General features: G+C 65.7%; 28 protein-coding genes and 1 tRNA gene. 20 read left to right on the top strand and 9 right to left on the bottom strand.

Translation table 11 applies throughout. From position 1 onward, the window contains the following. Positions 1-3 precede the first annotated feature (3 nt). Positions 4-76: transfer RNA gene (locus CHB65_RS08560), tRNA-Gln, on the bottom strand. 143 nt (positions 77-219) lie between these two features. Between CHB65_RS08560 and CHB65_RS08555 the strand changes: the two genes are divergently transcribed. The 4 genes from CHB65_RS08555 (at position 220) to CHB65_RS08540 (ending at position 4,231) form a co-directional block, all read left to right on the top strand. After that, positions 220-816 carry an IMP cyclohydrolase gene (locus tag CHB65_RS08555; protein WP_089384642.1) on the top strand — a complete coding sequence of 199 codons (597 nt, stop codon included), beginning with the start codon at positions 220-222 and terminating at the stop codon, positions 814-816. An 89-nt stretch (positions 817-905) separates the two neighbouring features. Then, the gene (locus tag CHB65_RS08550; protein WP_089384641.1) at positions 906-1,202 is read left to right on the top strand and encodes a hypothetical protein; all 297 of its coding nucleotides are present in this window, start codon (positions 906-908) and stop codon (positions 1,200-1,202) included. Next, positions 1,202-2,161, top strand: coding sequence for an ArsA family ATPase (locus tag CHB65_RS08545; RefSeq protein ID WP_089384640.1), 960 nt, complete (start codon positions 1,202-1,204; stop codon positions 2,159-2,161). Before CHB65_RS08550 ends, CHB65_RS08545 begins: the two co-directional genes overlap by 1 nt. Positions 2,162-2,350: 189 nt before the next feature. Beyond that, positions 2,351-4,231, top strand: a complete 1,881-nt coding sequence (locus tag CHB65_RS08540; protein WP_089384639.1) for a carbon starvation CstA family protein — start codon at positions 2,351-2,353, stop codon at positions 4,229-4,231. A 54-nt stretch (positions 4,232-4,285) separates the two neighbouring features. On the opposite strand, the gene CHB65_RS08535 is transcribed toward CHB65_RS08540, so the two are convergent. Further along, positions 4,286-4,978, bottom strand: a complete 693-nt coding sequence (locus CHB65_RS08535) for a hypothetical protein (protein ID WP_394335414.1) — start codon at positions 4,976-4,978, stop codon at positions 4,286-4,288. Positions 4,979-5,187: 209 nt separating this feature from the next. On the opposite strand from CHB65_RS08535, the gene CHB65_RS08530 reads away from it, so the two are divergent. From CHB65_RS08530 to CHB65_RS08510, 5 genes are all read left to right on the top strand, one after another. Further along, a complete protein-coding gene (locus tag CHB65_RS08530) occupies positions 5,188-5,412 on the top strand; it encodes a hypothetical protein (protein ID WP_089384638.1) in 225 nt (74 codons plus the stop codon). 150 nt (positions 5,413-5,562) lie between these two features. Continuing rightward, positions 5,563-6,249: a DUF5828 family protein gene (locus CHB65_RS08525; protein ID WP_089384637.1), complete on the top strand. Its 687-nt coding sequence runs from the start codon at positions 5,563-5,565 to the stop codon at positions 6,247-6,249. Positions 6,250-6,388: 139 nt separating this feature from the next. Then, on the top strand, positions 6,389-7,159 hold the full coding sequence (locus CHB65_RS08520) for a GTP cyclohydrolase III (RefSeq protein ID WP_089384636.1): 771 nt from the start codon (positions 6,389-6,391) through the stop codon (positions 7,157-7,159). A 2-nt stretch (positions 7,160-7,161) separates the two neighbouring features. Continuing rightward, the gene (locus CHB65_RS08515; protein WP_321166745.1) at positions 7,162-8,292 is read left to right on the top strand and encodes a glycosyltransferase family 4 protein; all 1,131 of its coding nucleotides are present in this window, start codon (positions 7,162-7,164) and stop codon (positions 8,290-8,292) included. A gap of 53 nt (positions 8,293-8,345) precedes the next feature. Then, complete coding sequence (locus CHB65_RS08510) at positions 8,346-8,576, top strand: hypothetical protein (RefSeq protein ID WP_089384635.1); 231 nt, start codon at positions 8,346-8,348, stop codon at positions 8,574-8,576. 49 nt (positions 8,577-8,625) lie between these two features. On the opposite strand, the gene CHB65_RS08505 is transcribed toward CHB65_RS08510, so the two are convergent. The 3 genes from CHB65_RS08505 to CHB65_RS08495 form a co-directional block, all read right to left on the bottom strand. Further along, a complete protein-coding gene (locus CHB65_RS08505; RefSeq protein WP_089384685.1) occupies positions 8,626-8,841 on the bottom strand; it encodes a hypothetical protein in 216 nt (71 codons plus the stop codon). Between the two features lie 72 nt (positions 8,842-8,913). After that, positions 8,914-10,188: a homoserine O-acetyltransferase MetX gene (gene metX / locus CHB65_RS08500; protein ID WP_089384634.1), complete on the bottom strand. Its 1,275-nt coding sequence runs from the start codon at positions 10,186-10,188 to the stop codon at positions 8,914-8,916. Next, on the bottom strand, positions 10,185-11,480 hold the full coding sequence (locus CHB65_RS08495; RefSeq protein ID WP_089384633.1) for an O-acetylhomoserine aminocarboxypropyltransferase/cysteine synthase family protein: 1,296 nt from the start codon (positions 11,478-11,480) through the stop codon (positions 10,185-10,187). The genes metX and CHB65_RS08495 overlap by 4 nt, the downstream gene beginning before the upstream one ends. Before the next feature lie 144 nt (positions 11,481-11,624). Between CHB65_RS08495 and CHB65_RS08490 the strand changes: the two genes are divergently transcribed. Then, on the top strand, positions 11,625-13,088 hold the full coding sequence (locus tag CHB65_RS08490; protein WP_089384632.1) for a DHH family phosphoesterase: 1,464 nt from the start codon (positions 11,625-11,627) through the stop codon (positions 13,086-13,088). A gap of 93 nt (positions 13,089-13,181) precedes the next feature. Here the strand turns inward: CHB65_RS08490 and CHB65_RS08485 are convergent, their stop codons facing one another. Next, positions 13,182-13,745, bottom strand: a complete 564-nt coding sequence (locus CHB65_RS08485) for a HalX domain-containing protein (protein WP_089384631.1) — start codon at positions 13,743-13,745, stop codon at positions 13,182-13,184. Between the two features lie 248 nt (positions 13,746-13,993). Here CHB65_RS08485 and CHB65_RS08480 point away from each other — a divergent pair, with 248 nt between their 5' ends. Continuing rightward, entirely contained in the window at positions 13,994-14,722 is a 729-nt protein-coding gene (locus CHB65_RS08480; RefSeq protein ID WP_089384630.1) for an RAD55 family ATPase, read from the top strand. A gap of 84 nt (positions 14,723-14,806) precedes the next feature. On the opposite strand, the gene CHB65_RS08475 is transcribed toward CHB65_RS08480, so the two are convergent. Next, positions 14,807-15,145: a helix-turn-helix domain-containing protein gene (locus tag CHB65_RS08475; RefSeq protein WP_089384629.1), complete on the bottom strand. Its 339-nt coding sequence runs from the start codon at positions 15,143-15,145 to the stop codon at positions 14,807-14,809. Positions 15,146-15,333: 188 nt separating this feature from the next. Here CHB65_RS08475 and CHB65_RS08470 point away from each other — a divergent pair, with 188 nt between their 5' ends. The 6 genes from CHB65_RS08470 to CHB65_RS08445 all read left to right on the top strand — a co-directional run bounded on the left by CHB65_RS08470 (position 15,334) and on the right by CHB65_RS08445 (position 19,938). Beyond that, positions 15,334-15,669, top strand: a complete 336-nt coding sequence (locus tag CHB65_RS08470; RefSeq protein WP_089384628.1) for a hypothetical protein — start codon at positions 15,334-15,336, stop codon at positions 15,667-15,669. A gap of 179 nt (positions 15,670-15,848) precedes the next feature. Then, positions 15,849-16,556, top strand: a complete 708-nt coding sequence (locus tag CHB65_RS08465) for an archaellin/type IV pilin N-terminal domain-containing protein (protein WP_089384627.1) — start codon at positions 15,849-15,851, stop codon at positions 16,554-16,556. Positions 16,557-16,560: 4 nt separating this feature from the next. After that, positions 16,561-17,361 carry an archaellin/type IV pilin N-terminal domain-containing protein gene (locus tag CHB65_RS08460; protein WP_089384626.1) on the top strand — a complete coding sequence of 267 codons (801 nt, stop codon included), beginning with the start codon at positions 16,561-16,563 and terminating at the stop codon, positions 17,359-17,361. A gap of 182 nt (positions 17,362-17,543) precedes the next feature. After that, positions 17,544-18,263 carry an archaellin/type IV pilin N-terminal domain-containing protein gene (locus tag CHB65_RS08455; RefSeq protein ID WP_089384684.1) on the top strand — a complete coding sequence of 240 codons (720 nt, stop codon included), beginning with the start codon at positions 17,544-17,546 and terminating at the stop codon, positions 18,261-18,263. Positions 18,264-18,465: 202 nt separating this feature from the next. Next, complete coding sequence (locus tag CHB65_RS08450; RefSeq protein ID WP_089384625.1) at positions 18,466-19,248, top strand: archaellin/type IV pilin N-terminal domain-containing protein; 783 nt, start codon at positions 18,466-18,468, stop codon at positions 19,246-19,248. Positions 19,249-19,299: 51 nt separating this feature from the next. Continuing rightward, a complete protein-coding gene (locus tag CHB65_RS08445; protein WP_089384624.1) occupies positions 19,300-19,938 on the top strand; it encodes a DUF7500 family protein in 639 nt (212 codons plus the stop codon). A 2-nt stretch (positions 19,939-19,940) separates the two neighbouring features. Here CHB65_RS08445 and CHB65_RS08440 read toward each other — a convergent pair whose 3' ends face one another. Further along, the gene (locus CHB65_RS08440) at positions 19,941-21,977 is read right to left on the bottom strand and encodes a MutS-related protein (protein WP_089384623.1); all 2,037 of its coding nucleotides are present in this window, start codon (positions 21,975-21,977) and stop codon (positions 19,941-19,943) included. 176 nt (positions 21,978-22,153) lie between these two features. Between CHB65_RS08440 and larE the strand changes: the two genes are divergently transcribed. From larE to CHB65_RS08425, 3 genes are all read left to right on the top strand, one after another. Beyond that, entirely contained in the window at positions 22,154-23,062 is a 909-nt protein-coding gene (gene larE, locus CHB65_RS08435; protein ID WP_089384622.1) for an ATP-dependent sacrificial sulfur transferase LarE, read from the top strand. An 84-nt stretch (positions 23,063-23,146) separates the two neighbouring features. Beyond that, on the top strand, positions 23,147-23,350 hold the full coding sequence (locus tag CHB65_RS08430) for a hypothetical protein (protein WP_089384621.1): 204 nt from the start codon (positions 23,147-23,149) through the stop codon (positions 23,348-23,350). A gap of 81 nt (positions 23,351-23,431) precedes the next feature. Continuing rightward, the gene (locus CHB65_RS08425) at positions 23,432-23,692 is read left to right on the top strand and encodes a glutaredoxin family protein (protein ID WP_089384620.1); all 261 of its coding nucleotides are present in this window, start codon (positions 23,432-23,434) and stop codon (positions 23,690-23,692) included. 6 nt (positions 23,693-23,698) lie between these two features. Here CHB65_RS08425 and CHB65_RS08420 read toward each other — a convergent pair whose 3' ends face one another. Further along, positions 23,699-25,879 carry a S9 family peptidase gene (locus tag CHB65_RS08420; protein ID WP_089384619.1) on the bottom strand — a complete coding sequence of 727 codons (2,181 nt, stop codon included), beginning with the start codon at positions 25,877-25,879 and terminating at the stop codon, positions 23,699-23,701. Between the last annotated feature and the right edge of the window lie 117 nt (positions 25,880-25,996).

Raw genomic sequence — 25,996 nt, 5'->3', positions numbered from 1 at the left:
AAGTAGTCCATCCTGGATTCGAACCAGGGTCGTCGCCCCCAGAAGGCGACAGGATTGGCCACTACCCCAATGGACTGCAGCATAACTCCGTAGCCAGTGGGTGTTTGTAAGCGTTGCGCGTCGGCGCGCCCGTGTGATAAGTTCACAGGACGGCCGGTGAGAGAGCCTCGAACATGGATACATCGCCACCTTTTAGCACTACTTTGTCCACGTTCATGTATGTACATCGGCCGATTCGCCGTCGTCGGACCCGGCGTCGGCGCCTACCGCGTCTCGTCCCGCTCGTTTCCGAACCGTCGCGTCGTGGAGCGCGAGGGACTCCTGACCGTGGGCCCGACATCCGACGCACCGGAAACGGAGAATCCCTACGTCTCGTATAACTGTGCTCGGGCGGTGACGACCCCGACAGATGAGCAGCTGGCCGTCGTTGGGAACGGCTCGCACGTCGATCCGATCGCCGAAAAGCTCGAACTGGGCTATCCGGCCCGTGACGCGCTCGTGACCGCGCTGTTGGCGCTCGACTTCGAGAAGGACGACTACGACACGCCACGGATCGCGGGCGTCGTCGGCGTGGAGACGGCGACGATCGGGACGGTTCGCCGTGACGCATTGCTCATCGAGACCGTCTCGGAGCCGACGCTGGTGGCGACCTACGAGCGCGACTCGCCGGAGCCATATTCGCTCTCGGCAACCACGGCGGCCGACGCCGCGGTCGAGGTGCTCGGAGCCGACTTCGAGCATCCGGTCTGTGCGGCCGGCGTGACCGTCGACGCGGACGGCGTGACGCTCGGGTTCGCCAACGGCGACGAAGAGTGATCGATGACCGCCGTTAGCGGAACCGGTCGGACGGACGATCCCTTCCGACCGCGACAGCTTTTACCGATCCCCCCACAACGTGTCGATCCATGACGCTGGCCGACCGGATCGCCATCTTCCGGGAGCACCTTGAGGAGTGGCTTCGCGGGTTGTATCACGGCATGATCACCCATCCGGCCTACGAGAAGATCGAAAAGGAGGCCGAGGACGCCGAGGACGAATTCATGCTCGCGTGTTTCCCCGACGCGTTCGGCGTCCCCTCGCCCGTTTCCTATTACACCGCCGAGCTCCTTCCGTATCTCGAGCGGGAGTTCGAGGCGTGGGAGCGGCGTCTCTGGGACCGTGAGAGCCTCATCGAGCGAAAGGGCCAGCAGTACCACTTCTGATGGAGCCGTTCGTCTTCTTCGGCGGAAAGGGCGGGGTCGGCAAGACGACCGTCTCGTGTGCGTACGCGAGGAAGTGTGCCGAAGACGGCGTCGAAACGCTCGTCGTCTCCACGGATCCGGCTCACTCGGTCACCGACGTCTTCGATCAGCCCTTCGGCGACGACCCTGAGCCGGTTGATGGGATCGATCACCTCGACGCGATGGAGATCGATCCCGAAGAGGAGGTCCAGAGACATCTCCAGGGGATCCGCGAGGCGCTCTCCGAGCAGGTTTCGGCCGCGATGGTTTCGGAGATCAACCGCCAGCTGGAGATGTCCCACGGAACGCCCGGAGCCTATGAGGCGGCGCTGTTCGACGCCTTCATCGAGGTGATGCGCGAGGAGAGCGAACCGTACGACCGCGTCGTGTTCGACACGGCTCCGACGGGATCGACGCTTCGGCTGCTCGGACTGCCGGAGCTTCTGGAGGGGTGGATAGATCGGTTGATGTACAAGCGGCGACAGTCGATCGACCTCTTCGAGAAGGCGGCGATCGGCAAGATGGAGCCGCGTCGGATGATGGAGGGCGACCCCGTCTTGGAGCGGCTACAGCGGCGAAAGGAGTTCTTCGAGTACGCGGGCGAGGCGCTTCGCTCCGAGGCCGCCTTCTTTCTCGTGTTGAATCCGGACCAACTGTCGGTCAACGAGACCGGGCGGGCGATAGACGGGTTCGCCGACAGAAACCTCTCGGTCCGTGGGTTGGTCGCCAACAAACTCACCCCCGGACCGGACCCGGACGAGAACGGTCGGGGGGCCCGCTATCTTCGCGACCGCGTCGCCACCGAGCGCGAGCGGCTCTCCCAGGTTCGGGAGGGCTTCGATCCGCCGCTCGTCGCCGAGATCGAATCACGGACCGAGGAGGTGCGTGGCGATCTGCTCGGCGAGGTCGCCGCCGAGCTCGACGTCGATACCGACCTCTGAGATGAGACGACATGGCGATGATCGCCGGGGATAGTTTATCTCCTCTTACACAAACTCAGTGATCATATATCGCCGCCAGCCGATCTCACCTCACCCGACCACGTTTTCTTTAATTCCGAAATCCGGTCCATAATGTCATGAACAATGAGATATATTTATGATATGGTAGCCCATGCCACCGGACGTAACATGGCAGGGATAATCTGGATCGTCGGAATCATTCTGGGAATGTTCACCGCCGCGTATCTCGTGTACGGCCGCTACCTCGCGAACTTCGTCGAGCTCGACGAAGCCGCGGAGACGCCGGCACACAAATACGAGGACGGTCAGGAGTACGTCCCCGCGAAGAAACCGGTGCTGCTCGGGCACCACTACTCGAGCATCGCCGGGGGGGCGCCCGTCGTCGGACCCATCACCGCGGCGCTGATCTGGGGCTGGGCGCCGGCGCTGCTGTGGGTCGCCATCGGTAACCCGCTTATGGGTGCGGTTCACGACTTCGTCTCGCTGTCCGGAAGCGTCCGCCACGAGGGGAAGTCGATCGGCTACATCGTCGGGCAGTACATCGGCGAGAAGGGCAAGAATATGCTGTTGTGGTTCGCGTTCCTGCTCACGATCCTCGTTGTGGCGGTGTTCGCGCTCGTCATCGCCGTCGTGTTCGACGCCTATCCGCAGTCCGCGACCGCGAGTTTCATTTACATCGCGCTCGCGTTGGTGTTCGGCGTATGGCTCTACCAACTTAATCTCCCGTTCATCCCGGGGACGATCCTGTTCGTCGCCGGCGTGTTCGCCTCGGTGTGGGTGGGAATCCAGTACCCGGTCGCGCTCGTCGCGGGCGACTATCCGGCCGGCACGATAGTGCTGCTCGGTGACGCGTTCCCGCTCGCGTTCCTCGGCTCCGAGAACATCGCGGCGTGGGTGCTCGTAACGCTTGTGTATGGCGCGATCGCCAGCGTGCTTCCGGTCTGGGTGCTGTTACAGCCGCGTGATTACCTGTCGTCGTTCCTGTTGTACACGGGAGTCGGTGGCGCGCTGCTCGCGGTCATCGTCGGCACGTTCATCACCGGAACCGGCGCCGACGCGATCAACCCGGAGACCGGCAACCAGATGACGTTCGAGTTCGCCATCGGCGCCTGGTACGGCTTCTTCGGACAGGGCGGTCCGCTCGCACAGGCCGACCTGCTTCCGGCGTTGATGCCGTTGTTCCCGCTGCTTTTCATCACCATCGCCTGCGGGACGATCAGTGGGTTCCACTCGTTGGTCTCCTCCGGCACGACCGCAAAACAGCTCGATAAGGAGACCGACGCGCGGCTGATCGGCTACGGCGGCATGCTCGCGGAGGGGCTGCTCGCCGCGGTCGCGCTCTGTGCGGTCGCCATCGTCGCGATCCCCGCCGCCGACGGCGGGATCGGGCTCGCGCTTCCGAACTTCGCGACGGGCGGCGGCGCGATCCTCAGCGCGTTCGGTATCCCCTTCGCGATCGGATCGGTGTTCATGGCGCTCGTGTTAGTGAGCTTCCTGTTGACGAGCATGGACACCGCGGTCCGTCTGGGACGATATATGCTCGAGGAGATCGTCGGCACGCCCCAGACGCAGGTCGAGGAGTTCGCCGCGAACCGCTACGTCAACACGACGGTCATCACGGTCGTGGCCTTCTTCCTGCTCGGCTCCGGCCGTTGGGAGGACCTGTGGGCGCTGTTCGGCGGCGCGAACCAACTGCTGGCCGCGATGGCGCTGCTCGTTGCCACCATCTGGCTCGCGAACTGGAGCGATACCAAACAGCTCTACTCCACCGGGCTTCCGATGGCGCTGATGGTCACCATCACCGTCGCCGGCCTCGCGTGGCTCGCAAGCTACCAGATCCTCGGCGGAACGTTACTCGGCATGACGGCCGCCCCGGCGGAGGACCTGATCGGACAGATCGCCGCGGTCGCACAGATCGCGATCATCCTGATCCTGCTCGGGCTCGCGATCGGCCTGCTGCGGATGGGATGGAGGAACTATCAGAACGTCCGGGGAGCCGGTGCCGACGAGGCGGTCGCCGCCGACGGCGGCACCGAATCGGACGACTGAACGGTTCGATACCGACCCTGCGGTTCGGATCTCTTTTCGCCGCCGTCCACGCCGTTAGACTTGGAACCGCCTGGCGATGAGGTCGAGGATCGTCGGCTCCTCGCGTTCGATGGGCGCCCAGGTGCGGAACGCGGTCGCCACGTCCGCCTGCTCGCTCGCGACGAGCCGTTCGTCCTCGGGCGCGACGACGACGAGATTGACCTCGTAGTGGCCGAAATAGCCGTACTTCAACAGCGTGCGGTCACGGAACCCGTCGACGTATCCGGCCACGTCGTCGGTGATCTCCTCGGCGACGAGCACGAACGTGAACTCCGTCCCGTAGTGCTCCTCGTTGGCCTCCACGCGCTCGTCGGCGAGGTCGTGGCCGAGCTCGATGAGCCGATTGAGATCGGTCGTGCGTGGGCGGTCTACACGCCGGGCGAAGAGATGCTCCACCGTCTCGTGATGTGCGAAGTTGAACGAGGGGTGAAAGAAGTGCTTCTGGCTGTGAAGCTCCATCCGGCCGTAGAGATCGAACCTCTCGCCGCCGGCTGCGTGGCCACGCTCGAGGTCGTAGTTGTACATCAACCGCTCGGCGACGCGGTCGAGGTAGCCGTCCTCCCACTCGGGACGGGCCGTCCCCTCGTCGGCCCCCTCCTCACCGGGCCCGGTGTCCGCTCGACCGGTAACGGCACCCTCTTCAGCGTACGCGGACGGATCGTCCCCTGTGTACGCGGGCGGGTCATCCCCGCCGTCGATATCGCTCATCGCGGCGTGGGTGGTTCGGTCATCCGTGGGGCCGACCGATCGACGATGCAATGGTCCATGCGTGGGAGTATCTGTCGACGGGCAAAAAGCCGTCGTCGATCCGGGGACGTCGACCGTGCACGTGGCGGGAGGTGGGATCGGACGGGCACCTGCGATACAGGCGCTGAGCGGTGGGTTAATCACGATCGAACGCGTAGGCATGTGTACGTATGCCAAAGGACGTCGAAAAGTGTGGACGGTGTTCGGCGTCGACCGTCGTCGACGTCGCTCAGATGGACAAAACGCCCGAGGAGATCGAGGCGACGGATCCGTTCGCCGACGACCGTATTGAAGTCGACGAGGACGAACTTCGCCGTGTCTCCCCGGCCGCATGGATAGAGGGGATCAAAACGCGCGTCGACCGGTTCGGTACGCGCCTTATGTACAATAAGTGACGTTCCACACGACTACAGTCGTGACCGTCACTTCGAAGCCCCGCGATCGACCACCGGCGTGTCCATTCCGTCGCCCCCACCCCGCATCCACCGGCACGGTTCGATTCGGGGAAGCTTATACCGGTCCACCGCATAGATGACGCCCAACCGATGGAAGAGAGCATCTCCGGATTCAAAGCGCGCGGCGACTGGGGCGACGTCGTCGAGCACGGCGAGCGGATCACGCAGGCGCTGCGTGAGGCGGGCGTCGACGGGGACGCCTTCCACGACTTCGACGATTGGCGGCCGAAATCCCACGAACGGATCGACGAGGACGTCTCGGCGAAGACGGCCGAGCAGGCATCGGTGAATCGGGGGGAGGGAGAACGCGCCGGAAGGAGTCCCGGCGATGACCTCCAGACCGCCGGTGAAAAGATTTCGGAGTCCTACGAGAAGGTCGAAAACGGCGAGGCGGACGTCGCCGTGGACCGATGGAGCGATTCGATCGAACACGTCGCCCGCGCGGCCGATTCCGTCGGTCGGAAGGCGATCCGAAAAGTCGAGGACACGGTCTATCGGAAGGTGATGACCCAGATCGCCCCCTACTACTTCGATAACGAACTCGTCAGCGCCAACATCCAGCAGGTCGGGCGAGGCGAGGAGGGACAGACGTTCGTCTTCGAGGTGAACGTCAACGACGACGAGCTGAAATCGGAGGTGAGCCGGATCCTCGCCGAGTACGAGTCCGAGGTCGACCGCTGGCACGTCGAGGCCGAAAAGGAGACCGAGAACGTCGCCGCCGCCGAGGGCGTCGAACCGCCCGAGAAAGAGGGCGGAACGGAGTCGACGACGACCTGACGTGGTGAACGACGGGCCGAAAGGCCCAACGGGGCCGAGACGGCCGGAACGACCCACGTGCATGTCTAAAATATAATACCCATCACGGCGCCGTGATAACAGAAGTGTAAAGCGGCGGTATCACATAGGTCGTGTTACCGTGACGATTCAGGTGACCCTGGTCCAGATCGACAACTACGGGCCGTGGACGGTCACGCCGGAGCCACGTCGGGAGATGGATCTCCAGACGCTACAGTCCCGCCTGTTCGCCGATGTGGCACAGTTCCTCGGCCACCGGGACGCGTACGTCTTTTCGACGCGCTTCGACAACATGATCGCCGTGACCAACGGCGTCGATGGGGCGGCACATGCGACCCTCCAGGAGTCGATCGGCAACCGCTATCCGGTCAGCATCAGCCTCGCGACGGGCGTCGCAGCACGACCCATCGACGCGCTCGAGGCGGCGAACGAGCGCCTCCAGATCGAAGGAAGCGCACAGGACGAAGGACGGACCGAGGTGCTCTCGGGTGAGTACCTCTCGGAGACGGACCGGTCGGACATACAGATCGCCCACTTCGACGTCGTGGACGCGACGGGCAAATACACCGACCGTCTCAACGAGTTCGACACGTACAGCACCATCCAAGCCGCGTACGGTTCGCTCATGCGCTATCTCCGCCGAAAACACGGGGCGCTCGCGTTCTTCGTCGGCGGCGACAACGTGATCGCGGTCTGTCCGGACCTCCCGGAGCGCGCCTTCAACGCCGCCGTCGATCACGTCGCCGCGGACGTCGAGGTGGCCTTACAGGTGGGCGTCGGCCGCGGGTCCTCCGCACACGAGGCCGGCTTCGCCGCCAAACACGCCTTGGAGGACTGCAGACACGACGGCACCAGCGTCGAACTGTTCGGAGCGCCCGCCGCGGGCGATTGAGCATGGCCGGCGGCGGCGATGGCCCCCTGCGGGTCGGATTCGTCGTGTACGGCGAGCTCGACGAGCGATCGGGAGGCTACCTCTATGACCGTCGGCTCGTGGACCACCTCCGAGGACGTGGACTGGACGTTGACGTCATCTCCTTGCCGGAGCGGCGGTACCGCCGGGCGATCGCGACGAACGCCACGCCGGGGCTCGTCGATCGCCTTCGCGCCTGCGACGTGGTGGTGCAGGACGCGTTCTGTCATCCTTCGGTGGTTCTGTGCAATCGCCGGTTGCGAGACACCCCCGTTATCGCGCTCGTCCACTACCTCCGATCGGCGGCGACACGGCGACCGTGGCGCGGCGGGACGACGGCGACGGCACGGATGCGTGTGTGGACGGTGACGGCGCTCGAACGCGCGTATCTGCGGGGCGTCGACGGCTACATTCACAACAGTTCGGCGACGCGCGGGGCGGTCGCCGCGCTCGTCGGCACACCGAGCGCCGAGCTGCACGACGTCGTCGCCCCACCCGCGGGCGACCGGCTCGGAACCGGACGGTCGCCGTCGGCCGAGCACCTTCGGGGTGAGCCGTTCCGGGTCGTCTTCGTCGGCAACGTGACGCCACGAAAGGGGGTAAAGACGCTCATCCAGGGGCTTGCACGGATCGACGCACCGTGGGAGCTCCGTGTCGTCGGCGATACCGCCGTCGACCCCGAATGCGTCGCGGACGCCCGGACGCTGGCGAAGCGCCGCGGGGTCGCGGAGGCGGTCTCGTTTCTCGGCCGTGTCGACGACGAGCGACTGCGCGAGGAGCTTCGCGACGCGCACGTCCTTGCCGTCCCGTCGCGATACGAGCCGTTCGGGATCGTCTATCTGGAGGGAATGGCGTTCGGGTTGCCGGCGATCGCCGCCGCCCGTGGGGGAGCCGAGGAGTTCGTCAACGATACGAACGGCGCGCTGATCCCGCCGGAGGATCCGGCGGCGGTCGCCGACGCGATCGAACCGTTGATCCGCGACCGCGACCGTCTCGGTCGAATGAGCCGGGCGGCACGGGAGACGTTCGAACGGCACCCGAACTGGGAGGACACCTGTGATCGGATCCGTCGGTTTCTCGCGGGTGTCGCCGATCGTCCCGATCGTTATCAGTGAAGATAATTTGCGCTACAAGGTTTTTGTGACTGAAACGAAACGGCGTGATAACCATGCCACACGACGTAGTGTTCGTCTGCACCGATGACGACTGCGAGGCGGGCCCCTGGGAGGGCGCACACGACGCCATGGCCCACTGTGCGGAGCATTCCGGACACGGCTACACGGGTCGGCCACGGGCGGAGGTCGAGGAAGTGATCCCGGCGACGACCGTCAGGAAGTGGGATAACCGAAACTTACATCATAAGGGGAACCCACGGGGCGCACTCGCCGAAAACGACTGAGTCGGCTCGGGCGACCGATCCGGGCAACCGACCCGTTGGCCGAACGAAGCTAGCCGTCCGGCGGCTCGTCGAACAGCCCGAGATCCTCGGCGACGAGATCGGCGAGGCGATCCTTCAACACCGGGTCGACCTCCGCGACCTCCTCGCCGTCGTGTTTGCCGTCGTTGTGCCGCGAGAGCGCGTCCGGAACGTCCGATAGGGGCACGCGCGTCTCCGTCCCGCATTCGGTACAGACGATCGGCACGGTTGGATCCTCCTCGGACATCATCCCTTCCATCGCCAGCGCCCGCCATGAACGTTCGGATCGAAGCGGCCGACCCCGGAGGGACGGCCGTGATCATCCACCGAAGAGGCTCGAATGGACGGGGGCGTGATCGACCGCCGGGGGATCGTCCCCATCGTCGTCCTCGTCGGTGACGGCACGGCCCTCGACCCCGTCCGCGAGGAAGTCCCGGATCGGCGGACCGACCCGTTCGGGTTCGACGAGGAAGGCGTCGTGCCCGTGGTCCGAGTCGATCACGTGGTGGGCGACCGGGACGTCCACCTCGCGGAAGGCGTCCGCGAGCGCCCGGGACTGTGACACGGTGAAGTGCCAGTCGCCCGTGAAACTCACAAGCAGCGTCTCGCCTTCGAAGGCGGCGACCGCCTCCGCGTCGGTCGTATAGCCGGCGGCGAGGTCGTACTCGTCCATCGCACGCGTCAGATACAGGTAGCTGTTCGCATCGAACCGATCGGTGAACCCCTCCGCCTGATAGTCGAGATAGGACTCGACCTCACGGTACGGGAAGAAGGTCCCCGCCGGATCGGTCGGGAGCCCGAGCCCACCGTCGTCGCGTGAGAGCGAGTCGCGACCCGCCGACCGCCGACCGAACTTCCGCTCCATCGACGCCTTCGAGAGGTACATCACGTGCCCGATCTGTCGGGCGATCGCGAGCCCATGGGACGGATCCGGTCGGTCCTCGCCGTAGTAGTCGCCCCCGTTCCAGTTCGGATCCGCCCGGATCGCGCGCCGGGCGATCGCATCGAGCGCGAGACACTGGGCGTCGAGACGTGCCGCGGCGGCGACGACGATGAGCCGATCGACATCGTCGGGATAGCGTTTGGCCCACTCCAACGCGTTCATCCCGCCGACGCTGCCGCCGATGACCGCCCGGAGCCGGCCGACGCCGAGGTGATCGAGCAGGCGGCGTTGCGCGCGCGTCCAGTCTTCCACCTGTACCGGCGGGAAGGCGGTCCCCCAGCGGTCGTGATCGGGCGAGGTCGGATGGTCGAGATCCGCGGGTCGCTCGCTTGCGGGCCCGGTGGTGCCATAACAGGATCCGGGGACGTTCGCGCAGACGACGTAGTACTTCGTGGTGTCGATGGCCTTGCCGGGCCCGACGACGTCGTCCCACCACGCGCGGGCCTGTCCGGCCTGCCCGGCGTCCTCGGCGTGTGGCGTCCGCGAGACGTTTTGGCTGCCGGTGAGCGCGTGACAGATCAACACCGTGTTCTCGCCGTCGAACTCGCCATAGGTCTCGTAGGCGACCTCCAGTTCCGGGATCGACTGCCCGCATTCGAAGGTGAACGAGCCGAGCGCGGCGACGCCGTGGTCGCTCGGTGTCGTGCTCATGGGGACACCCCCGGCGGGGACTCGCCGGCCGCGAGCCCCGCATCGAGATCGGCGATCACGTCCTCGGGGTCCTCGATGCCGACGGAGAGCCGAAGCATGTCGGGACTGACGCCGGCGGCGATCTGTTCCTCTCGGCTCAACTGGGCGTGCGTCGTGGAGGCGGGGTGGATCACGAGCGTCCTCGCGTCGCCGATGTTCGCGAGGAAACTCGACAGCTCGACCGACTCACAGACCGTCTTCGCCGCCTCGTAGCCGCCGGCGACGCCGAAGGTGACCATGCCGCCGTAGCCGTCGAGATATCGAGTCGCCTCCGCGTGGGTCGGGTGATCCTCGAAGCCGGGATAGGTGACCCAGTCGACGCGGTCGTCATCGCGGAGGAACGCCGCGACCGCGCGGGCGTTCTCACAGTGCCGCTCCATCCGCAACGGGAGGGTGTTGAGCCCTTGGAGGGTCTGCCAGGCGTCGAAGGGGGACTGCTGACCGCCGGTGGGGCGCACCCCACGCTGACGGACGACGTTCGCGAAGGCGGCGTCGCCGAACCGCTCGACGAAGTCGATCGGGAACGCTGGTGACCCCCCGGAGAGTTCGTCGTAGTCGGCGTCGGGATGGTCCCACGGAAAGACGCCGCCGTCGACGACGACCCCGCCGACCGTCGTGCCGTTGCCGGTGATCCACTTCGTCGTCGACTCCCAGACGATGTCGACGCCGTGCTCGAAGGGACGACAGAGCGCCGGCGTCGCGAAGGTGTTGTCGACGACGAGCGGCACGGCGTGCTCGTGGGCGATCGACGCGAGCCGCTCGAAATCCGGCGTGACGAGCGAGGGGTTCGCGATCGTCTCGACGTGGACGTAGGCGGTGTCCCCGTCGATCGCCTCCTCGTAGGCGTCGTACGCGAGGGTGTCGACGAGCCGCGCCTCGACGCCGCGGCGGTTCGCGATAGTCGTCAGATACGCTGAGGTACCGCCATACATCTCCGAACTGGCGACGATGTTGTCACCCGCACGGGCGAGAACGGTCGTGAGCGCATCCATCGCGGCCATCCCGCTCGCGGTCGCGACCGCGCCGGAGCCGCCCTCCAGCGCGGCGAGCCGCTCCTCTAAGACGCCAACCGTCGGGTTCGAGAGCCGCGAGTAGATGTGGCCGTCGGCCTGTAGCGCGTACCGCCTCGCCGCCTCGTCGGCGTCCTCAAAGACGAACGAGGTCGTCTGATGGATCGGCGTCGCGCGCGACCCGGTCGCCGGATCCGGCTCGCCTCCGGCGTGGAGACTCCGGGTGCTGAACCCACGTGTCATGTATGCAGTGCATATCATTCTATACATCTATAACTGTCAGTTACGGCAAGCGCTGCCGGACACGTCGACGGCACATCGCGTGTCCGCGGAGCGTTCCCCATCGGAGGCGTGGGTTTATCCGCGATGACGCGCCACGTTCGGATAATGGCCGCCGCCGATACCCCGGTCCCGGGCGACCCGCCGGTTCCAGCACTCGCCGAGCGGGCGCACGCGTGTGCGCGACGACTGCTCGAGGCGGACCGCGTGCTGCTCGCCTCCCACATCGACGCCGACGGCCTCACGAGCGCCGGGATCGCCTCCACCGCGCTCGCACGGGCCGGGATCGACCACGACGTCGTCTTCGAAAAGCAGCTCGATGCCGAATCGATCGCCGGCATCGCCGCCCGCGAGCACGAGGTCGTCTGTTTCACCGACTTCGGCTCGGGACAGCTCGACGTCATCGCCGAACACGAGGCCGCCGGCGAGTTCGTCCCCGTCATCGCGGATCACCACCAACCCGCCGACGTCGACACGGAGTTCCACCTCAACCCACTGCTGGAGGGCATCAACGGCGCGCGCGAGCTTTCGGGTGCCGGCGCGAGCTACCTCCTCGCGCGGGCGCTGGCGGCCGAGGCCGCCGAAGACGTCGGGGGTCCACCGGTCGACAATCGAGATCTCGCGGCGCTCGCGGTCGTCGGGGCGGTCGGGGATATGCAGAACGGCCGCGACGGGCTCGTCGGTGCCAACGGGGCGATCGTCGCCGAGGGTGTCGCCGCGGGCGTACTCGAGGAGCGGACCGACATCGACCTGTACGGACGGCAGACACGCCCGTTGCCGAAGCTCCTCGAATACGCCTCCGACGTCCGGATTCCGGGTATTTCGAACGACGAGGCGGGCGCGGTCGCGTTCCTCACCGACCTCGATATCGAGGTGCGCTCGGACGGGGAGTGGCGACGCTGGGTCGACCTCGACGCCGACGAGCGGCGGACGCTCGTCTCCGCGTTGATCCGACGAGCGGTGAGTTCGGGGGTGCCCGCGGACCGGATCGAGACGCTCGTCGGCACCTCCTACACGCTCACCGAGGAGGAGCCCGGCACGGAGCTCCGTGACGTCAGCGAGTTCTCCACGCTGCTCAACGCGACGGCCCGCTACGAGCGCGCCGACGTGGGACTCGCCGTCTGTCTCGGCGACCGCGGGACGGCGTTAGCGGAGGCTCGTTCGCTGCTTCGAACCCACCGGCGGAACCTCTCGGAGGGGCTGCAGTGGGTGAAATCGGAGGGCGTTACCCACGAGGAGCACCTCCAGTGGTTCGACGCCGGGAGCCGTATCCGCGAGACGATCGTCGGGATCGTCGCGGGGATGGCTGTCGGATCCCCGGCCGTCGACCGCTCGAAGCCGGTACTCGCTTTCGCCGAGGCGAACGCGACGGAGCTGAAGGTTTCAGCCCGTGGATCCGGGGTGTTGGTCCGGGACGGGCTCGACCTCTCGGCGGTGATGCAGGCGGCGAGTCGGTCCGTCGGCGGCGACGGCGGCGGCCACGACGTCGCCGCGGGGGCGACCATCCCGGCCGCGGAGCGGGACGCGTTCCTCGCGGAGGCCGACCGACTCGTCGGCGAACAGCTGTCCTGAGGCCAGTCGATGGCGAGGAAAACGGACGCGAACGAAGCGTGGGGCGGTTGCAAGCGGAGTGTGGAGCGGACGTGAACGGGGACGGAGAAGGGATCAGGCCTCGCCGATGTCGCGGAACATGGCGCGATAATCGTCCATCGAGAAGGATTCCGTGAGGTCGTCGATGTCGGCATCGAGCGCCTCAAGACGCTCAAGCAGTTCGCCGTACGCCTCGTTGCGCTCCAGTTGTGCCGTCGGTTTCTCCGATTTGAGCACCGCGCGTTTACTGGCGAGCGCGGCCGCCTCCTGGAGCAAGTCGTCGTATTCGGTCCGGGCCAGAAGCGTCTCGATCGCCCGGAGGAGGTTGGATCGGCTCACCGGCTTCGTCAGGTACAGATCGAATCCCATGTCGATGATGTCGAAGTCCGGTTCGACCGCGGTCACCATCGCGACCCGACAGTCGAGCTCGCGATCGCGGATGTGTTCGAGGACCTCGTCGCCGCTCCCGTCCGGGAGGCGGCGGTCGAGAAGCACGGCATCGAAGGACTCGTCCACGACGTCGATCGCCTCGGCGGCGGTCGTTGCGACGGTGACCGAGTACCGCTCCCTCAAGAAGCCGGCATACAGGGCGGCGATGTCGGCCTCGTCTTCGACGACGAGGACGTTCGGCTTACCCACCGTCGATCACCGTCGGTCCGACGGAAGATGCTTCACCGCGCATACAGTTGTAGGCGTCGTGTTGAGGAATAAAGCTATCGGCGTTAGCCCGTGGGCGATGTGACCCAAGCGAGCGCCGGGAGGAATGATGCGATCGGGCGGAGGGAGGGGATGAGCAGCCGACGGGCCGGGAGGTCGTCGACAGCCCGGGAGGTCGTCGACGTAACGGCTGGTCCTTTATATGAGGGGGTCGTGTATATCACGTAGATATGTCATCGCTCGTCCCTACAGGGGTCGATGGACTCGACTCGATCCTCTCCGGCGGCATCACGGCGCAGTCGACGGTCCTCGTCTCCGGCAACCCGGGCACCGGAAAAAGCATCTTCGGCATCCAGTACCTCTATACCGGGGTCTCCGAGTACGACGAACGCGGGGTATACGTCTCCTTCGAGGAGGACGAAGACGACATCCGCGCGGCGGCGGAATCGGTCGGCTTCGAATCCTTCGGCGAGCACGTCGACGACGGCGACATCGTGATCCTTGATAAACGGCAGATGCTGCGTGAGGCCGACTTCTCGACGGCGGTCGACCGACTGCTTGAGACGATCGAGGACGGCGACTTCGACCGGCTCGTGCTCGATTCGCTCTCGATGTTCCAGCTCTTTTTCGAGAACGAACAGGAGAAACGGACCTACCTGCTCAAGTTCTCGGACATCCTGAAGGCGAACGGGCTCACCTCGTTGCTCATCAACGAGCAGGGGGCGGTGTTCCCGGAGACGGAGGTCGGCCTGGAGAACTTCCTCACCGACGGGAACATCTACTTCATCCAGACGCCGACGGAATCGGGGGTCAACCGATACGTCTGGGTCGCAAAGATGCGGAAACAGGAGATCGATACCGACATCTTCCCGATGGAGATCGGCCAGGGCGGCATCATCATCCACGAGCGCGCGGCCGGCTTCTCGATGATGGGTCGAACCGACAGCCCGTCGTTCTGAACGGGCGGCAACTCGGGATGATCGGGGGTACGGCACGGAGGTTGTGGAGACCGCGCGAAGCGACGGAGAGGAGAAACGGGGGCGTTACTCCGGCGAGGAGAGGTTCCGCCAGACGTCGTCGAGGCGGTTCTTCACGGCCGAGCGCTCCTCGATCTCGACGGTGACGCCGTCGCGGAAGTCGACCTCGACGCCGTCGACCTTCCGGCGATACACCTTCACGCGGCGGTGCTCATCCGAGAGCGGGCGGTCGTGGAGCTCCAGCAGCTCCGCCTCCTCGAGTTCGTTGATCCGGCGGTAGCAGGTCGCGATCGGGACGTCCAGCTCCTCGGTTAAATCCTGTGCCGATTTCGCCTCGCCGGTCGCGCTCAGGATGTCCGTGTTGTACTTGTTGCCGAGCACCGTGATCAGGTTCTCCCCCGTCATTCTCGGTATCAGAAATGATTGTCAGACGTAAAAGCGTGTCGGTGCCGATTCCCCGGATATGCGGTTCGAGCGGGCCGTCAGACGCTTTGTTCAGACACGATGGGGATTAACAAACTCCGCGTTCGTTTCCGTATCGATATTGATACTCGATACCGGAGCTTTATAGCGTTCGTGGGGGGAATGGATGCATGGATCCGTTGGCGGGGACGTACGTGGTGACGACGACGGTGTTGGCGCTCGCGGGCGGCGTGCTCTTTGCGTTCGCGGTCTCGGCGTATCGTGAGTCCGGGCGGCGGTCGATGGCGGCGTTGATGGCCGGGTTCGGGCTGATCGTCGCCGCCGCGGTCGGGACGCCCGCGCTCTGGTTCGCCGGGACGGTCGCGAACCCGGTCGCGTTGCTCGCGGTGAACACCGGGCTGTATGCGGCGGCGACGTCGCTCGTCGCGGTCAGCCTCGTCGTCTATGAACCGGGCACACGCGAGTTCGTGATCCCCGAGAGCGATCTCACCAAGTTTCAGAAGTGAGAAACGGGCGGCGTCCCGGACTGTTTACTCGCGTTTTTACGGCCCGAAATATACCTGAAAACCGCTAGACTGCGTCGGTTTATCCGGTGTGATATTTTGTGGAGAGTCTTTAAGTATGGAAACGGGCTCGTCTCCGATAACGCCCGCCGGGCAGATGCGGGTCGTTGCAGAGAGACAAAATGTTCGAAGCAATCACAAACGAGGAAGAGCGGGGTCAGGTGGGTATTGGCACCCTCATCGTGTTCATCGCGATGGTGCTCGTCGCGGCGATCGCCGCCGGCGTGCTCATCAACACCGCTGGTTTCCTCCAGACGCAAGCGGAGGCAACGGGCGAAGAGAGTGCGAGCCAAGTGAGCGACCGTATCGAGGTCCAGTCCGCGACCGGACAGGTTGCGGGGATTGACGAAGATGGCGGAAGTTCATCACTGGAAGAGCCCGGAGATGATGACGCTGATTTCGACGGTATTTATACTGTCGACTTTACCGTGACACAGGCACCAGGGTCCGATGATATCGACCTCGAAGACGTGACGGCCGAGTTCATCACCGACAGCGGTGTGAACCAAGTCGTGCTCGATGATGATGAACTCGTCGAGATCGACGGGCTCAACGTCGAGGGTGACGACAACGTCATCACCGATAGTAGCGACCGCTTCACCGTCTCGTTCGCTGGGTATCAGGTGGATGGCAGTGACGGTGGTATCTTCAACGACCTAAGTAGCAGTCCGGAATACGGAGAAGACGGTGAAGACGCCGGGTCTTGGGTCGGCCATCTTGAAGGCGGCGACACCATGGAGGTTCGCTTCACCACGGCCGCCGGCGCGACCACCGTCGAGGAGGTCCGTGTCCCTGACTCGTTGATCGACCGCGACGCCGTCTCACTCTAAGACCATGTTCGAATTTATTACAGACAAAGAGGAGCGCGGTCAGGTGGGTATCGGCACACTCATCGTGTTCATCGCGATGGTGCTCGTCGCGGCGATCGCCGCCGGCGTGCTCATCAACACCGCTGGCTTCCTCCAAACGCAGGCGGAGGCGACGGGCGAAGAGAGTGCAAGCCAAGTGAGCGACCGCATTGAAGTCCAGTCCGCGACCGGGCTCGTTGGCGGGTTCGACGATAGCGATGAAATCGAGAGCTCGGAAGGACAAAGTGATCTGCGGCTGTACGGGGTCGACCTCACCGTGACACAGGCACCGGGCTCGGACGACATCGACCTCGATGATGTAACGGCCGAACTCATCACCGATGAGGGTGTCGAGCAGATCGTTCTCGGTGACGGTGTGGATGATCCTAGCGTCCCACTGGAAGATGCCGATGCCGCGACCGCTGACGATATTAATGAAATTGGCGACATCGAGACAGTAGCACCCGTGTACGTGGACAGCATCACCGAGTCCGGCGATGATAACGTGATCACCGACTCGAGTGACCGTTACCAGATCCGATTGGCTGGATACGCGCTCGAAGAAGAGGGTGAGGACGACGTCTTCTACTCCTTCAGGGATGTTGTCCCGACTGACGACGGAATCAGTAATGACGTAGACGAGCGCGAAGGAAGCCAAGCCTGGGCCGGTGACCTCGAAGGCGGCGACACGATGGAGATCCGTCTGACCACCGCCTCCGGCGCGACCACGATCGAAGAGGTCCGCGTCCCCGACTCGCTCATCGACCGCGACGCCGTCGCGCTGTAGACGCGCACTGTTCCCTTTTTTATACACGACTACGACCACGTTGAGCGGTGCAGCCACCGCCGATATCGCCCGTGATCGAATGAGCTGAAATCACGTATGATAATCGGCACCGTACGCTTATTGATGATGACAACGGCCTTTCGAGTAGTGCTCGCGTGCGCGGGCATCGAGCCACAAAACGTATGTTCGAGTTTATAACGGAGGAGGAACGCGGTCAGGTGGGTATCGGCACACTCATCGTGTTCATCGCGATGGTGCTGGTGGCGGCGATCGCCGCCGGCGTGCTCATCAACACCGCTGGCTTCCTCCAGACGCAAGCGGAGGCAACGGGCGAAGAGAGTGCAAGTCAAGTGAGCGACCGACTTGAAGTGCAGAGTGCGACTGGTATCGTGACGGAAGGAACGTTTGACAGCGGGGACTTCGAGGCAGTCGACGGTAGTGGCGAGGTAGGTAGTGGTGAATCACCTGATACTTCCGTTATCAGTCAAGTGTCATTGACCGTCACCGCAGCACCTGGAGCTGACGACATTGATCTGGATGAAGTCACCGCCGAGATGATCACCGACGACGGCGTCAATCAAGTTGTCCTTGATCAAGACGGCGGCGACGATGAGGATATCACTCACATTTCCGAACTGGGCGGGAACGGTGATGATAACGTCCTTACCGATAACGGTGATCGGTACATTATCGACTTCGATGGTGCTAACGAGGGTGACATGGACGATGGTGCCTTTGAAGAGGGGGCAGACGATATTGCACCCGACGAAGGAACCTGGGAAGGCTTCCTTCAGGGTGGCGACACGATGGAAGTCCGTCTGACGACGGCCGCTGGCGCGACCACCGTCGAGGAGGTCCGTGTCCCTGACTCGCTCATCGACCGCGACGCCGTCTCGCTGTAACGGCATTCACCGCTAATACTTTTTAAGCGCCTGTGCCAACGAGCCGCACAACCGGATCCGTCGCACCAGGATCGTAACGTCGAAACGTGGCGTGCTCAGTCGAGCGTTATCAGAATAAATAGCTGGCACCGGGATCTTAAGTAGATGATCAGCATCCTTCAAAATAAGCCCGTCAGAAAAGTTTCGGGCGCACACAACCAACATGTTCGAGTTTATAACGGATGAGGAGCGCGGTCAGGTGGGTATCGGCACCCTCATTGTGTTCATCGCAATGGTGCTTGTCGCGGCGATCGCCGCCGGCGTGCTCATCAACACCGCTGGCTTCCTCCAAACGCAAGCGGAGGCAACGGGTGAAGAGAGTTCCAGTCAAGTGAGTGATCGTATCGAGGTCCAGTCCGCGACTGGACAGGTCGCCGAGATCACCGATGATGATATCGACAGCTCGGAAGGTGCCGATGGTGACGACCTCGCGTTATATGGGGTCGACCTAACCGTAACGCAAGCACCGGGCGCGGACGACATCGATCTCGAGGACGTTACCGCCGAACTCATCACTGACGACGGCGTCGAGCAGGTCGTCCTTGGAGATGGGGTCGATGACCCGGGCAGCACACTCGATGCAGATGATTCGAATGCGGACCACACTGAAGCACCGGTTGCCATCAGTGAAATTACTGGAGACGGTGAGGATTCGGTGATCACCAGTTCGAGTGACCGGTACCAGATCAGTTTTGCTGGCTACGCATTTGAGGATGACGACACCAGTAGTAACGTCTACTTCTCTTTCGAGGAGGGCGTTCCGATGAATAACAATGACGTCAGTGAAGTTAATGACGACTCGGTTGAGGGCGATCAAGCCTGGGCCGGTGACCTCGAGGGCGGCGACACGATGGAGGTCCGCCTGACGACCGCCTCCGGCGCGACCACCATCGAGGAGGTCCGTGTTCCCGACTCGCTCATCGACCGCGACGCGGTCGCGCTGTAAGCGTCTCGAACCCCCGGAACAGCTTTCTTTTGTCGCGCGCTATCGTTCCCCATGAGTGACGACGACAAGTCGCCGGCGACGCCCGACGACCTCGATTTCACCGAGGACGAGCGCGTCGCGGAGATCGACGACGGCCGCTACGTCGTCGGCACGAGCGGCCGCCCGAACGTCGACGGCACGCCCCCACCCGATCCCCTCACGAAGGACTCCGGCTTCGAGACCCCCGCCGAACCGAAACACGCCAGCGAACGCGAACCCACGGGAGCCGACCCACGCGCGAGCACCGCGGGCGGGGGCGGTGGCCATCGCGCACGGCCTGCAACCGCGAGCGGCGAGGTCGACCGACGGGCGGTGAGCCGGTGGCTCGCGAGCTCCTTCGACGACGACGGCTTCGCGTACGGCTTCGACGCGACCCTCCACGCCCGCGGGGAGACCAGCCGCAACCGCATGGTCTCGAACGACGTCACCGACACCTTCGACGCGCTCGTCTCGTGGTTCGCCGCCAACGCCGGCGGCGACTCCCCGCCGCCGGAGGCGCTCGGACTGCTGCTCGTCGCCGCCGACACCCCCGTCGAGATCCCGACCGTCGCGCTCAAACGCTTCGCCGCGAGCGAGGGACTCTCGCCCGACGACTCGATCGCCGACCTGATCCGCGCCGCCGAGGAGGCCGGCGGGCTGCGGCTGGAATAGGATCAGAACTTCTCTAAGAGGTCGCCGTAGAAGTCGTCGCCGCGCTCCTCGGCGAGCTTTTCGACGATGAGCTCCGGCGTCGACCGTGCGAGGTGGTCCTTCTTCGGCGATCGGTTGACGCGCAACTCGCCGTCTTCGAGCCCAGTCGCCTCGATGCCATCGACGGCGACGGGCGCGGCCGCCGCCTCGCGGATCTCCCGGGCGAGGTGTGAGACGAAGACCGCCGTCGCGTCCTGCCCGTCGAGCGCCTCCAGGATACCCGCGATGATCTTCGCGGACGCACCCGGCTCCGTGATCGACTCCAGCTCGTCGACGAGCACTAACCGGCCGGTCGCGCCGGCGACGAGGTCCCCGAAGTCACGGAGCGTCGCCTCGAACGCGCCCGCATCGAGCGTCCCCTGTGATTTCGCGTAGTAGTGGACCTCCGAGAAACGCTCGACGGTCGCCGAACGGGCGGGCACGGGCATCCCCATGTGCGCGAGGATGACCACGAGCGCGACGAGGTCGAGCAGCGAGGTCTTGCCACCGGAGTTCACCCCGGAAAGGAGCGTGACCCCGCGCACCTCGTACGCGACGGGGTCGACGGCCTCGAACTCGACGTCCAGCAGGGGCGAGCGACCGCCCTCGATACGGAAGCCGCGTGTCGTGTCGACGGACCCGGTGCCGGCGTCGGCGTCGGTATCGCGTTCGCCGTCGCCGGCCGGATCGACCACCCGCGGCATGACACAGTCGTAGTCGCGGGCGAATCGGGAGATGGCGAGTTCGACGTCGAGTTCGAGCGCGTCCGCCACGAGCGTCTCGACCGGGTCGCGAAGCTCCCCGAGGTCGGTCGCCAGCGCCGCCTTCAGGCGGGCGGCTCGACGGTCGCGGGCGACGGAGAGCTCGGTCCGCAGCTGGGAAACCGCGGCATCATCGGCGGTCACGGGGAACGTGGGGTCGCCCTCGGGAAACGCCCGGGCGGCGAGTTCGGCCTCACCGGGGTCGAGTCGGAGCGCGTCCGCGAGGTGCTCGCGGGCCGCCCGGAGCGCCGCGTCGTACTCGTCGGCCAGCTCACGGTCGAGCAACGAGTCCACGCGGGCGCCCTGCTCGACGAGCGAGAGGAAGTCGGTCCCCTCGATGGTGACGTCGCGTTCGCGGATCGCGTCCCGAAGTCGATCGTCCGCGACGGACTCCGCCGTGGCGACGGCGGCATCGAGGTCGGAGACGGCATCGGTAAGCCGGCCCAGTTCGTCGTCGCCGACGATCGTCGCGTCGTCCGTGAGTCGTGAAAGCGCGTCGCGCAGGCGGTCGAGGTCGGCCGCCGGCTCCAGTCCCGCGGCCTCGTGGACGCGTGCGGCCGCGAGCAGCCGGTCGCGGTTCGCCGCGAAAAACGAGAGCAGCCGCTCCGGAACCGTTTCGGCGGGCGTCTGCAGGGCGTCCGGTCGGACGTGGACGTCGCCCTCGACGTCGAGGCCCGCGAACGACTCGTCCAAGACGATCACCGTCGCGTACGAGCGGGCGAGTTCGGAGATATCACGCGGGTTCTCCACCGTCTCGACGGAGAGTTCCGGCATCGCCGCCTCCGCTTTCGCGTACGTCTCCGCGTCCGCGGTCGCGAGACACCGGTCACGCACCCGGACGGTGGGCGGCGTAGTGAGCGGTTCGACGTCGGCGAGCGCATCGAGCACCGCGGCGGTCGGCTCCCGCTCCATCGCCGCCGTCACGAACGCCTGCGCCTCCGCGATCCGCGAGGCCGACCCGCTCGGATAGAACGTCTCCAGCCGCTTCGCGGCGTAGTCGGTGACGGTCCGGTCCTGAAGGAGTCCGACCGCATCGCGGTAGATCTCCCGGGCGCGGTCGGTCGCGAGCAGCCGACCGAGATCGTCGTGTCGCCGGCGGATCGCTCCGCGAGCGATACGGGCCGCCCGCGCCTCGTTCACGCCGGGCGCGCGGGCGATCGCCGCGACGTCACCCGACTCGACGACCGTCTCCGGGTCCTCCAGCGTCCGCAGCGCCGAGGCCGTCTTCTCGCCGACGCCCGGGATCGCCTCGAGGTCCATCTACCCGCGGATATCGCGGGAAGGTGCAAAAGGATACGGGTCGGCATCGTCGACGAATTCCGCCGCGCGGGGTTAGGCTCCCGGACGAACGTCGTCGTCGAGCGGTTGCCCGGCCGACGTCGTTGATCCGCAACCCGGCCGACGCCCTTTTTATTCCATCCGTTGGAACCGAACCCATGGACGAACACGGGGAGGTCCTCGCCGCCGGGGCGGATCGGCTCGATCCGGAGACCGCCGAGAAGGCGAGGGCCGCCCGTGAGCGACTCGGCGAACACGACGGGGTGCTCGTCGCCTTCTCCGGCGGCGTCGACTCCGCGGTCGTCGCCGCCCTCGCCCACGACGCACTCGGGGAGGACGCGGTGGCCTGCACGGCCCGATCGGAGACGCTGCCGGCCGCCGAGCTCGCGGACGCCCGCCGCGTCGCCGCGGAGATCGGGATCCGTCACGAGGTCGTCTCCTTCTCCGAACTCGACGATCCGGACTTCGTCGCCAACGACGGCGACCGCTGTTATCACTGCCGGACGATGCGGCTCGGCCGGATGTACGAGACCGCCCGCGAGATCGGGATCGGGACCGTCTGTGACGGGACGAACGCCGACGATCCGGGCGAGGGCCACCGTCCCGGGCTCCGGGCCGTCGAGGAGCTGTCGGTCGTCTCGCCGCTTTTGGATGCCGGAATCACCAAAACGGAAGTGCGCGCAATCGCCGAGGCGTACGGGCTTTCCGTCGCCGACAAGCCGGCGATGGCGTGTCTCTCCTCACGGATCCCGACCGGGCTCGCCGTGACCGAGGCGCGACTGACGCGGGTCGAGCGGGCCGAACGGGTGCTCCGCGACTGGGGCTTCGAGGGGTTCCGCGTCCGCGATCACGACGGGCTCGCCCGGATCGAGATCGCCCCCGACGAGCTGAAACGCGCGCTCGATCCGGCCTTCGCCACGGCCGCACGGGAGCGACTCACCGATCTCGGGTTCGACTACGTCACCATCGATCTAGCCGGCTACCGAACCGGCAGCGTCAGCCCCGCGAACGAGGCCGTCGATGGTGACGGAACCGAGGACGCCGACTTCGACCTCGAACACGAATAGCCGCGGCGAGCGCGGTGGATCCGGTTATCAGACCGGAGAACCCGACACGAACCGTTATTACCCGGATGAGCGAAGTCATGTTATATGGACGACGCGAAGACGCTCGCGGTGATCGCGGGCGGCGTCGGCGGGTCGGTCGGGGCGTTCGTCGGCGTCAGCATCGGCGGTGACCCGATGACCATCTCGCTCACCACGCTCGTCGTCGCGCTCGTGGTGGGGACGGCGGTGATCTTAAGCGCCGTCATCGCGGGCGACGTGGAGTTCGTCGTCGACGCCGATGCCGAGTGAACCCGGGGAGAACGCGGGGCGGGCCGGGCCGACGCCGGGAGCTTTAGGTCCGTTGAGGTCCGCCCGGACGACAGGGAGTCCATGAGCGACGACGCCGTCCGCGTCACGATCTACACCCGCGACGAGTGCTCGCTCTGTGAGGTCGCCCACGAGACCGTCACGCGCGTCGCCGACGGGCTCGACGTGTCGGTCGAGGTCGACCTCGTCGATGTCGATGACGACCCGGAACTCGCCGCTGAGTACGGCGAACGGGTGCCGTACGTGCTCGTCGATGGCCGACCGGCGTTTAAATACGAGGTCGACGAGCGCGGGTTGCGGTTGAAGCTGCTCGCGGCGGCGTGAGGACGATTATTCGTCGTCTTCAGCCGCCGAATCGGCCTCGTCCGCCTCGGCGGTTAACCCCTCCCCCTCCGGTCGATCCAGCGCCTTCGGCGCGTCGTGGTGGGTGGAGTAGCCGTCGAACCAACGGGCGATCCGCTCGATCCGGTCGACGATGTGGCCGGGTTCGCCGGATCGTGACAGCTCGTGACCCTCGCGCGGGTACCGAACGAACCGCGTCTCGACGCCCTTCTTGCGGAGCAGCCGGTGATAGAGCTCGGCCGTGCAGATCGGCGTCCGGGTGTCGTCCTCGGCATGGATGAGGAGCGTGGGCGTGTCGACGTCCGTGACGTGACCCGTCGGCGACTGTTCCCAGAGCCACGCCGGCTCCTCGATCGGGGTCGTATCGAAGTCGCCCTCCAACAGCTTGTACGCGCCGTCCGTCGAGCCGTAAAAGCCGGTGAGGTCGTAGACGCCCCGCTGGGCGACGGCCGCACGGAAGCGATCGGTGTTGCCGACCGCCCACGCGGTCATGAACCCGCCAAAGGAGCCACCGGTGAGGAAGACGTCCTCCTCGTCGACGTCCGCGCGTTCGGCGACGACATCGACGCCCGCCATGACGTCCGAGAGCGTCACCGCGCCCCAGTCGCGCTCGATGGCGGCCATGTGTTCGGCACCGTACCCCGCGGATCCGCGCGGGTTCGACCAGAAGACGACGTAGCCACGGGCCGCGAGCGTCTGAAACTCGTGCCACATCGTCCCCGACGGCGACCACATCGCGTGCGGCCCCCCATGCACCTCGACGACGAGCGGATGCGTCTCTCGATCGGGATCGGCACCCCCGTCCGGCGGCGTCAACACCCATCCCTGTATCTCCGTTCCGTCCGAGTCGAACCGGATCTCCTCGGGTTCGCCGACGTGTCGTTCGGCGAGGAACGCGGCGTTCAGCGTCGTCAGTCGACGTGTCTCGTCGGCTGTGGCGTCGTAAACGAAGAGATCACCGGGATGGTCCCACTCGCTCGTCGCGAACGCGACCGTCACGCGCTCGGGCCCGGCATCGATGGGGCCCGCGACCGTTGCACCCGAAACCATCCCCTTTCGGACGACCCGCTCGGGATCGACGGAGCCGTCGCCCGGGGCGGCCCAAACGGCGACCGCGCCCTCGTCCGCGGTGGAAAAATAGAGAGTGTCGTCGTCGGGGCCCCACATGGGAGCCGCCTCATAGCCGAGGCCGCGGTCGAGGTCGGCCGTGAGGTTCACGACCTCCCCCGAGTGGCGATCGAACACCTGCAGATCGGTCTGTCTGAGCGAGGCCTGATCCGGCTCGACGTGCGCGAATGCGACCCGACCGTCCGCGGTCGCCGCGAGCGGCGTTCCCCAGCCGTAGGTGGTGTGGATCCGTTCGACGGCGTCGTCCTCGGTCGAGCCGTCGCCGTCCCCGTCGTCGCCGTCATCCCCGCCAGTTTCGTCGTCCCCGAAGGCGACGTTCGCGAGGTCGTGTGCGTGGATCGCGATCGCATAGGAGTCGTCGGGGTCCTCGCCGACCGACTCGGTGTAATAGAGCGTTTCGGCGTCGCCGAAGGCCGGCGAGCCGAAGTCGGCCTCGCGGTCGGTGAGGCGGGTGATCGCGGGGTCGTCGTCCGCCTCCGCGCCCTCGACCGTCGCGTCCGCGTCGACGAGATAGATCCCGGGGCGCCGGCCGTCGAAGTGTTGCTGGGCGGTCCGGTAGACCGTCCGGTCGATCACGCGCGGGTCGGGGTGATCCGCCGGTTCGTAGTCGTCCGGAACCGACAGGTCACGACCCTCCTCACGGTCCTCGGGCGTCACCGACTGGACGAACGCGAGGCGCTCGCCGTCGGGCGACCACGCGATATCGGAGACGCCGCCCACCACGTTCGTCACCCGACGGGCCTCGCCGCCGTCGATCGGAAGGATCCACAGCTGGCTGCGGTCGTCCTCGCCGCGCGTGGAGGTGAACGCGAGGCGGTCGCCCGAGGGACTCCAGCGTGGTTCGGCGTCGACGCCCTCCGCGAGGGTGAGCCGACGTGGCGGGCGTGAACCGTCGCAGTCAACGAGGTAGACCGTCGACTCGGTTCGTTCGTCATCGAGCGCCTGTTTTCGGAGGAACGCGACCTGCTCGCCGTCGGGCGAAAGGCGAGGATCCGCCGGTTTCGCGATCTCGTGATAGTCCGCCGCGGTCACGGGCTGCATACATCCCCCTTCCACGGCACCCTCAAAAGGCGTCGGGAGGCGGAAGGCGGAACCGACCGTTGCGGACTCGGAGTTATATATTTACGAGCGCGAGGATCGCCGCTTATATATTTCCGG

It is taken from the genome of Halorubrum vacuolatum, from assembly GCF_900188065.1.
GTDB lineage: Archaea > Halobacteriota > Halobacteria > Halobacteriales > Haloferacaceae > Halorubrum > Halorubrum vacuolatum.
The sequence above is the reverse complement of the archived record's forward strand: the minus strand, read 5'-3'. Positions and strand labels throughout refer to the sequence as shown.

Bases quoted from the DNA above. Each gene is read 5' to 3' on its own strand.
- CHB65_RS08545 (WP_089384640.1), top strand. From the start codon at position 1,202: ATGGAGCCGTTCGTCTTCTTCGGCGGAAAGGGCGGGGTCGGCAAGACG.
- CHB65_RS08475 (WP_089384629.1), bottom strand. From the start codon at position 15,145: ATGACGGGGGAGAACCTGATCACGGTGCTCGGCAACAAGTACAACACG.
- CHB65_RS08515 (WP_321166745.1), top strand. From the start codon at position 7,162: ATGGCCGGCGGCGGCGATGGCCCCCTGCGGGTCGGATTCGTCGTGTAC.
- CHB65_RS08535 (WP_394335414.1), bottom strand. From the start codon at position 4,978: ATGAGCGATATCGACGGCGGGGATGACCCGCCCGCGTACACAGGGGAC.
- CHB65_RS08550 (WP_089384641.1), top strand. From the start codon at position 906: ATGACGCTGGCCGACCGGATCGCCATCTTCCGGGAGCACCTTGAGGAG.
- CHB65_RS08555 (WP_089384642.1), top strand. From the start codon at position 220: ATGTACATCGGCCGATTCGCCGTCGTCGGACCCGGCGTCGGCGCCTAC.
- CHB65_RS08430 (WP_089384621.1), top strand. From the start codon at position 23,147: ATGGACGACGCGAAGACGCTCGCGGTGATCGCGGGCGGCGTCGGCGGG.
- CHB65_RS08495 (WP_089384633.1), bottom strand. From the start codon at position 11,480: ATGACACGTGGGTTCAGCACCCGGAGTCTCCACGCCGGAGGCGAGCCG.
- CHB65_RS08455 (WP_089384684.1), top strand. From the start codon at position 17,544: ATGTTCGAGTTTATAACGGAGGAGGAACGCGGTCAGGTGGGTATCGGC.
- CHB65_RS08510 (WP_089384635.1), top strand. From the start codon at position 8,346: ATGCCACACGACGTAGTGTTCGTCTGCACCGATGACGACTGCGAGGCG.
- CHB65_RS08470 (WP_089384628.1), top strand. From the start codon at position 15,334: ATGGATCCGTTGGCGGGGACGTACGTGGTGACGACGACGGTGTTGGCG.
- CHB65_RS08450 (WP_089384625.1), top strand. From the start codon at position 18,466: ATGTTCGAGTTTATAACGGATGAGGAGCGCGGTCAGGTGGGTATCGGC.
- CHB65_RS08465 (WP_089384627.1), top strand. From the start codon at position 15,849: ATGTTCGAAGCAATCACAAACGAGGAAGAGCGGGGTCAGGTGGGTATT.
- CHB65_RS08445 (WP_089384624.1), top strand. From the start codon at position 19,300: ATGAGTGACGACGACAAGTCGCCGGCGACGCCCGACGACCTCGATTTC.
- CHB65_RS08505 (WP_089384685.1), bottom strand. From the start codon at position 8,841: ATGTCCGAGGAGGATCCAACCGTGCCGATCGTCTGTACCGAATGCGGG.
- CHB65_RS08420 (WP_089384619.1), bottom strand. From the start codon at position 25,879: ATGCAGCCCGTGACCGCGGCGGACTATCACGAGATCGCGAAACCGGCG.
- larE (WP_089384622.1), top strand. From the start codon at position 22,154: ATGGACGAACACGGGGAGGTCCTCGCCGCCGGGGCGGATCGGCTCGAT.
- CHB65_RS08490 (WP_089384632.1), top strand. From the start codon at position 11,625: ATGGCCGCCGCCGATACCCCGGTCCCGGGCGACCCGCCGGTTCCAGCA.
- metX (WP_089384634.1), bottom strand. From the start codon at position 10,188: ATGAGCACGACACCGAGCGACCACGGCGTCGCCGCGCTCGGCTCGTTC.
- CHB65_RS08525 (WP_089384637.1), top strand. From the start codon at position 5,563: ATGGAAGAGAGCATCTCCGGATTCAAAGCGCGCGGCGACTGGGGCGAC.
- CHB65_RS08530 (WP_089384638.1), top strand. From the start codon at position 5,188: ATGCCAAAGGACGTCGAAAAGTGTGGACGGTGTTCGGCGTCGACCGTC.
- CHB65_RS08540 (WP_089384639.1), top strand. From the start codon at position 2,351: ATGGCAGGGATAATCTGGATCGTCGGAATCATTCTGGGAATGTTCACC.
- CHB65_RS08440 (WP_089384623.1), bottom strand. From the start codon at position 21,977: ATGGACCTCGAGGCGATCCCGGGCGTCGGCGAGAAGACGGCCTCGGCG.
- CHB65_RS08425 (WP_089384620.1), top strand. From the start codon at position 23,432: ATGAGCGACGACGCCGTCCGCGTCACGATCTACACCCGCGACGAGTGC.
- CHB65_RS08460 (WP_089384626.1), top strand. From the start codon at position 16,561: ATGTTCGAATTTATTACAGACAAAGAGGAGCGCGGTCAGGTGGGTATC.
- CHB65_RS08480 (WP_089384630.1), top strand. From the start codon at position 13,994: ATGTCATCGCTCGTCCCTACAGGGGTCGATGGACTCGACTCGATCCTC.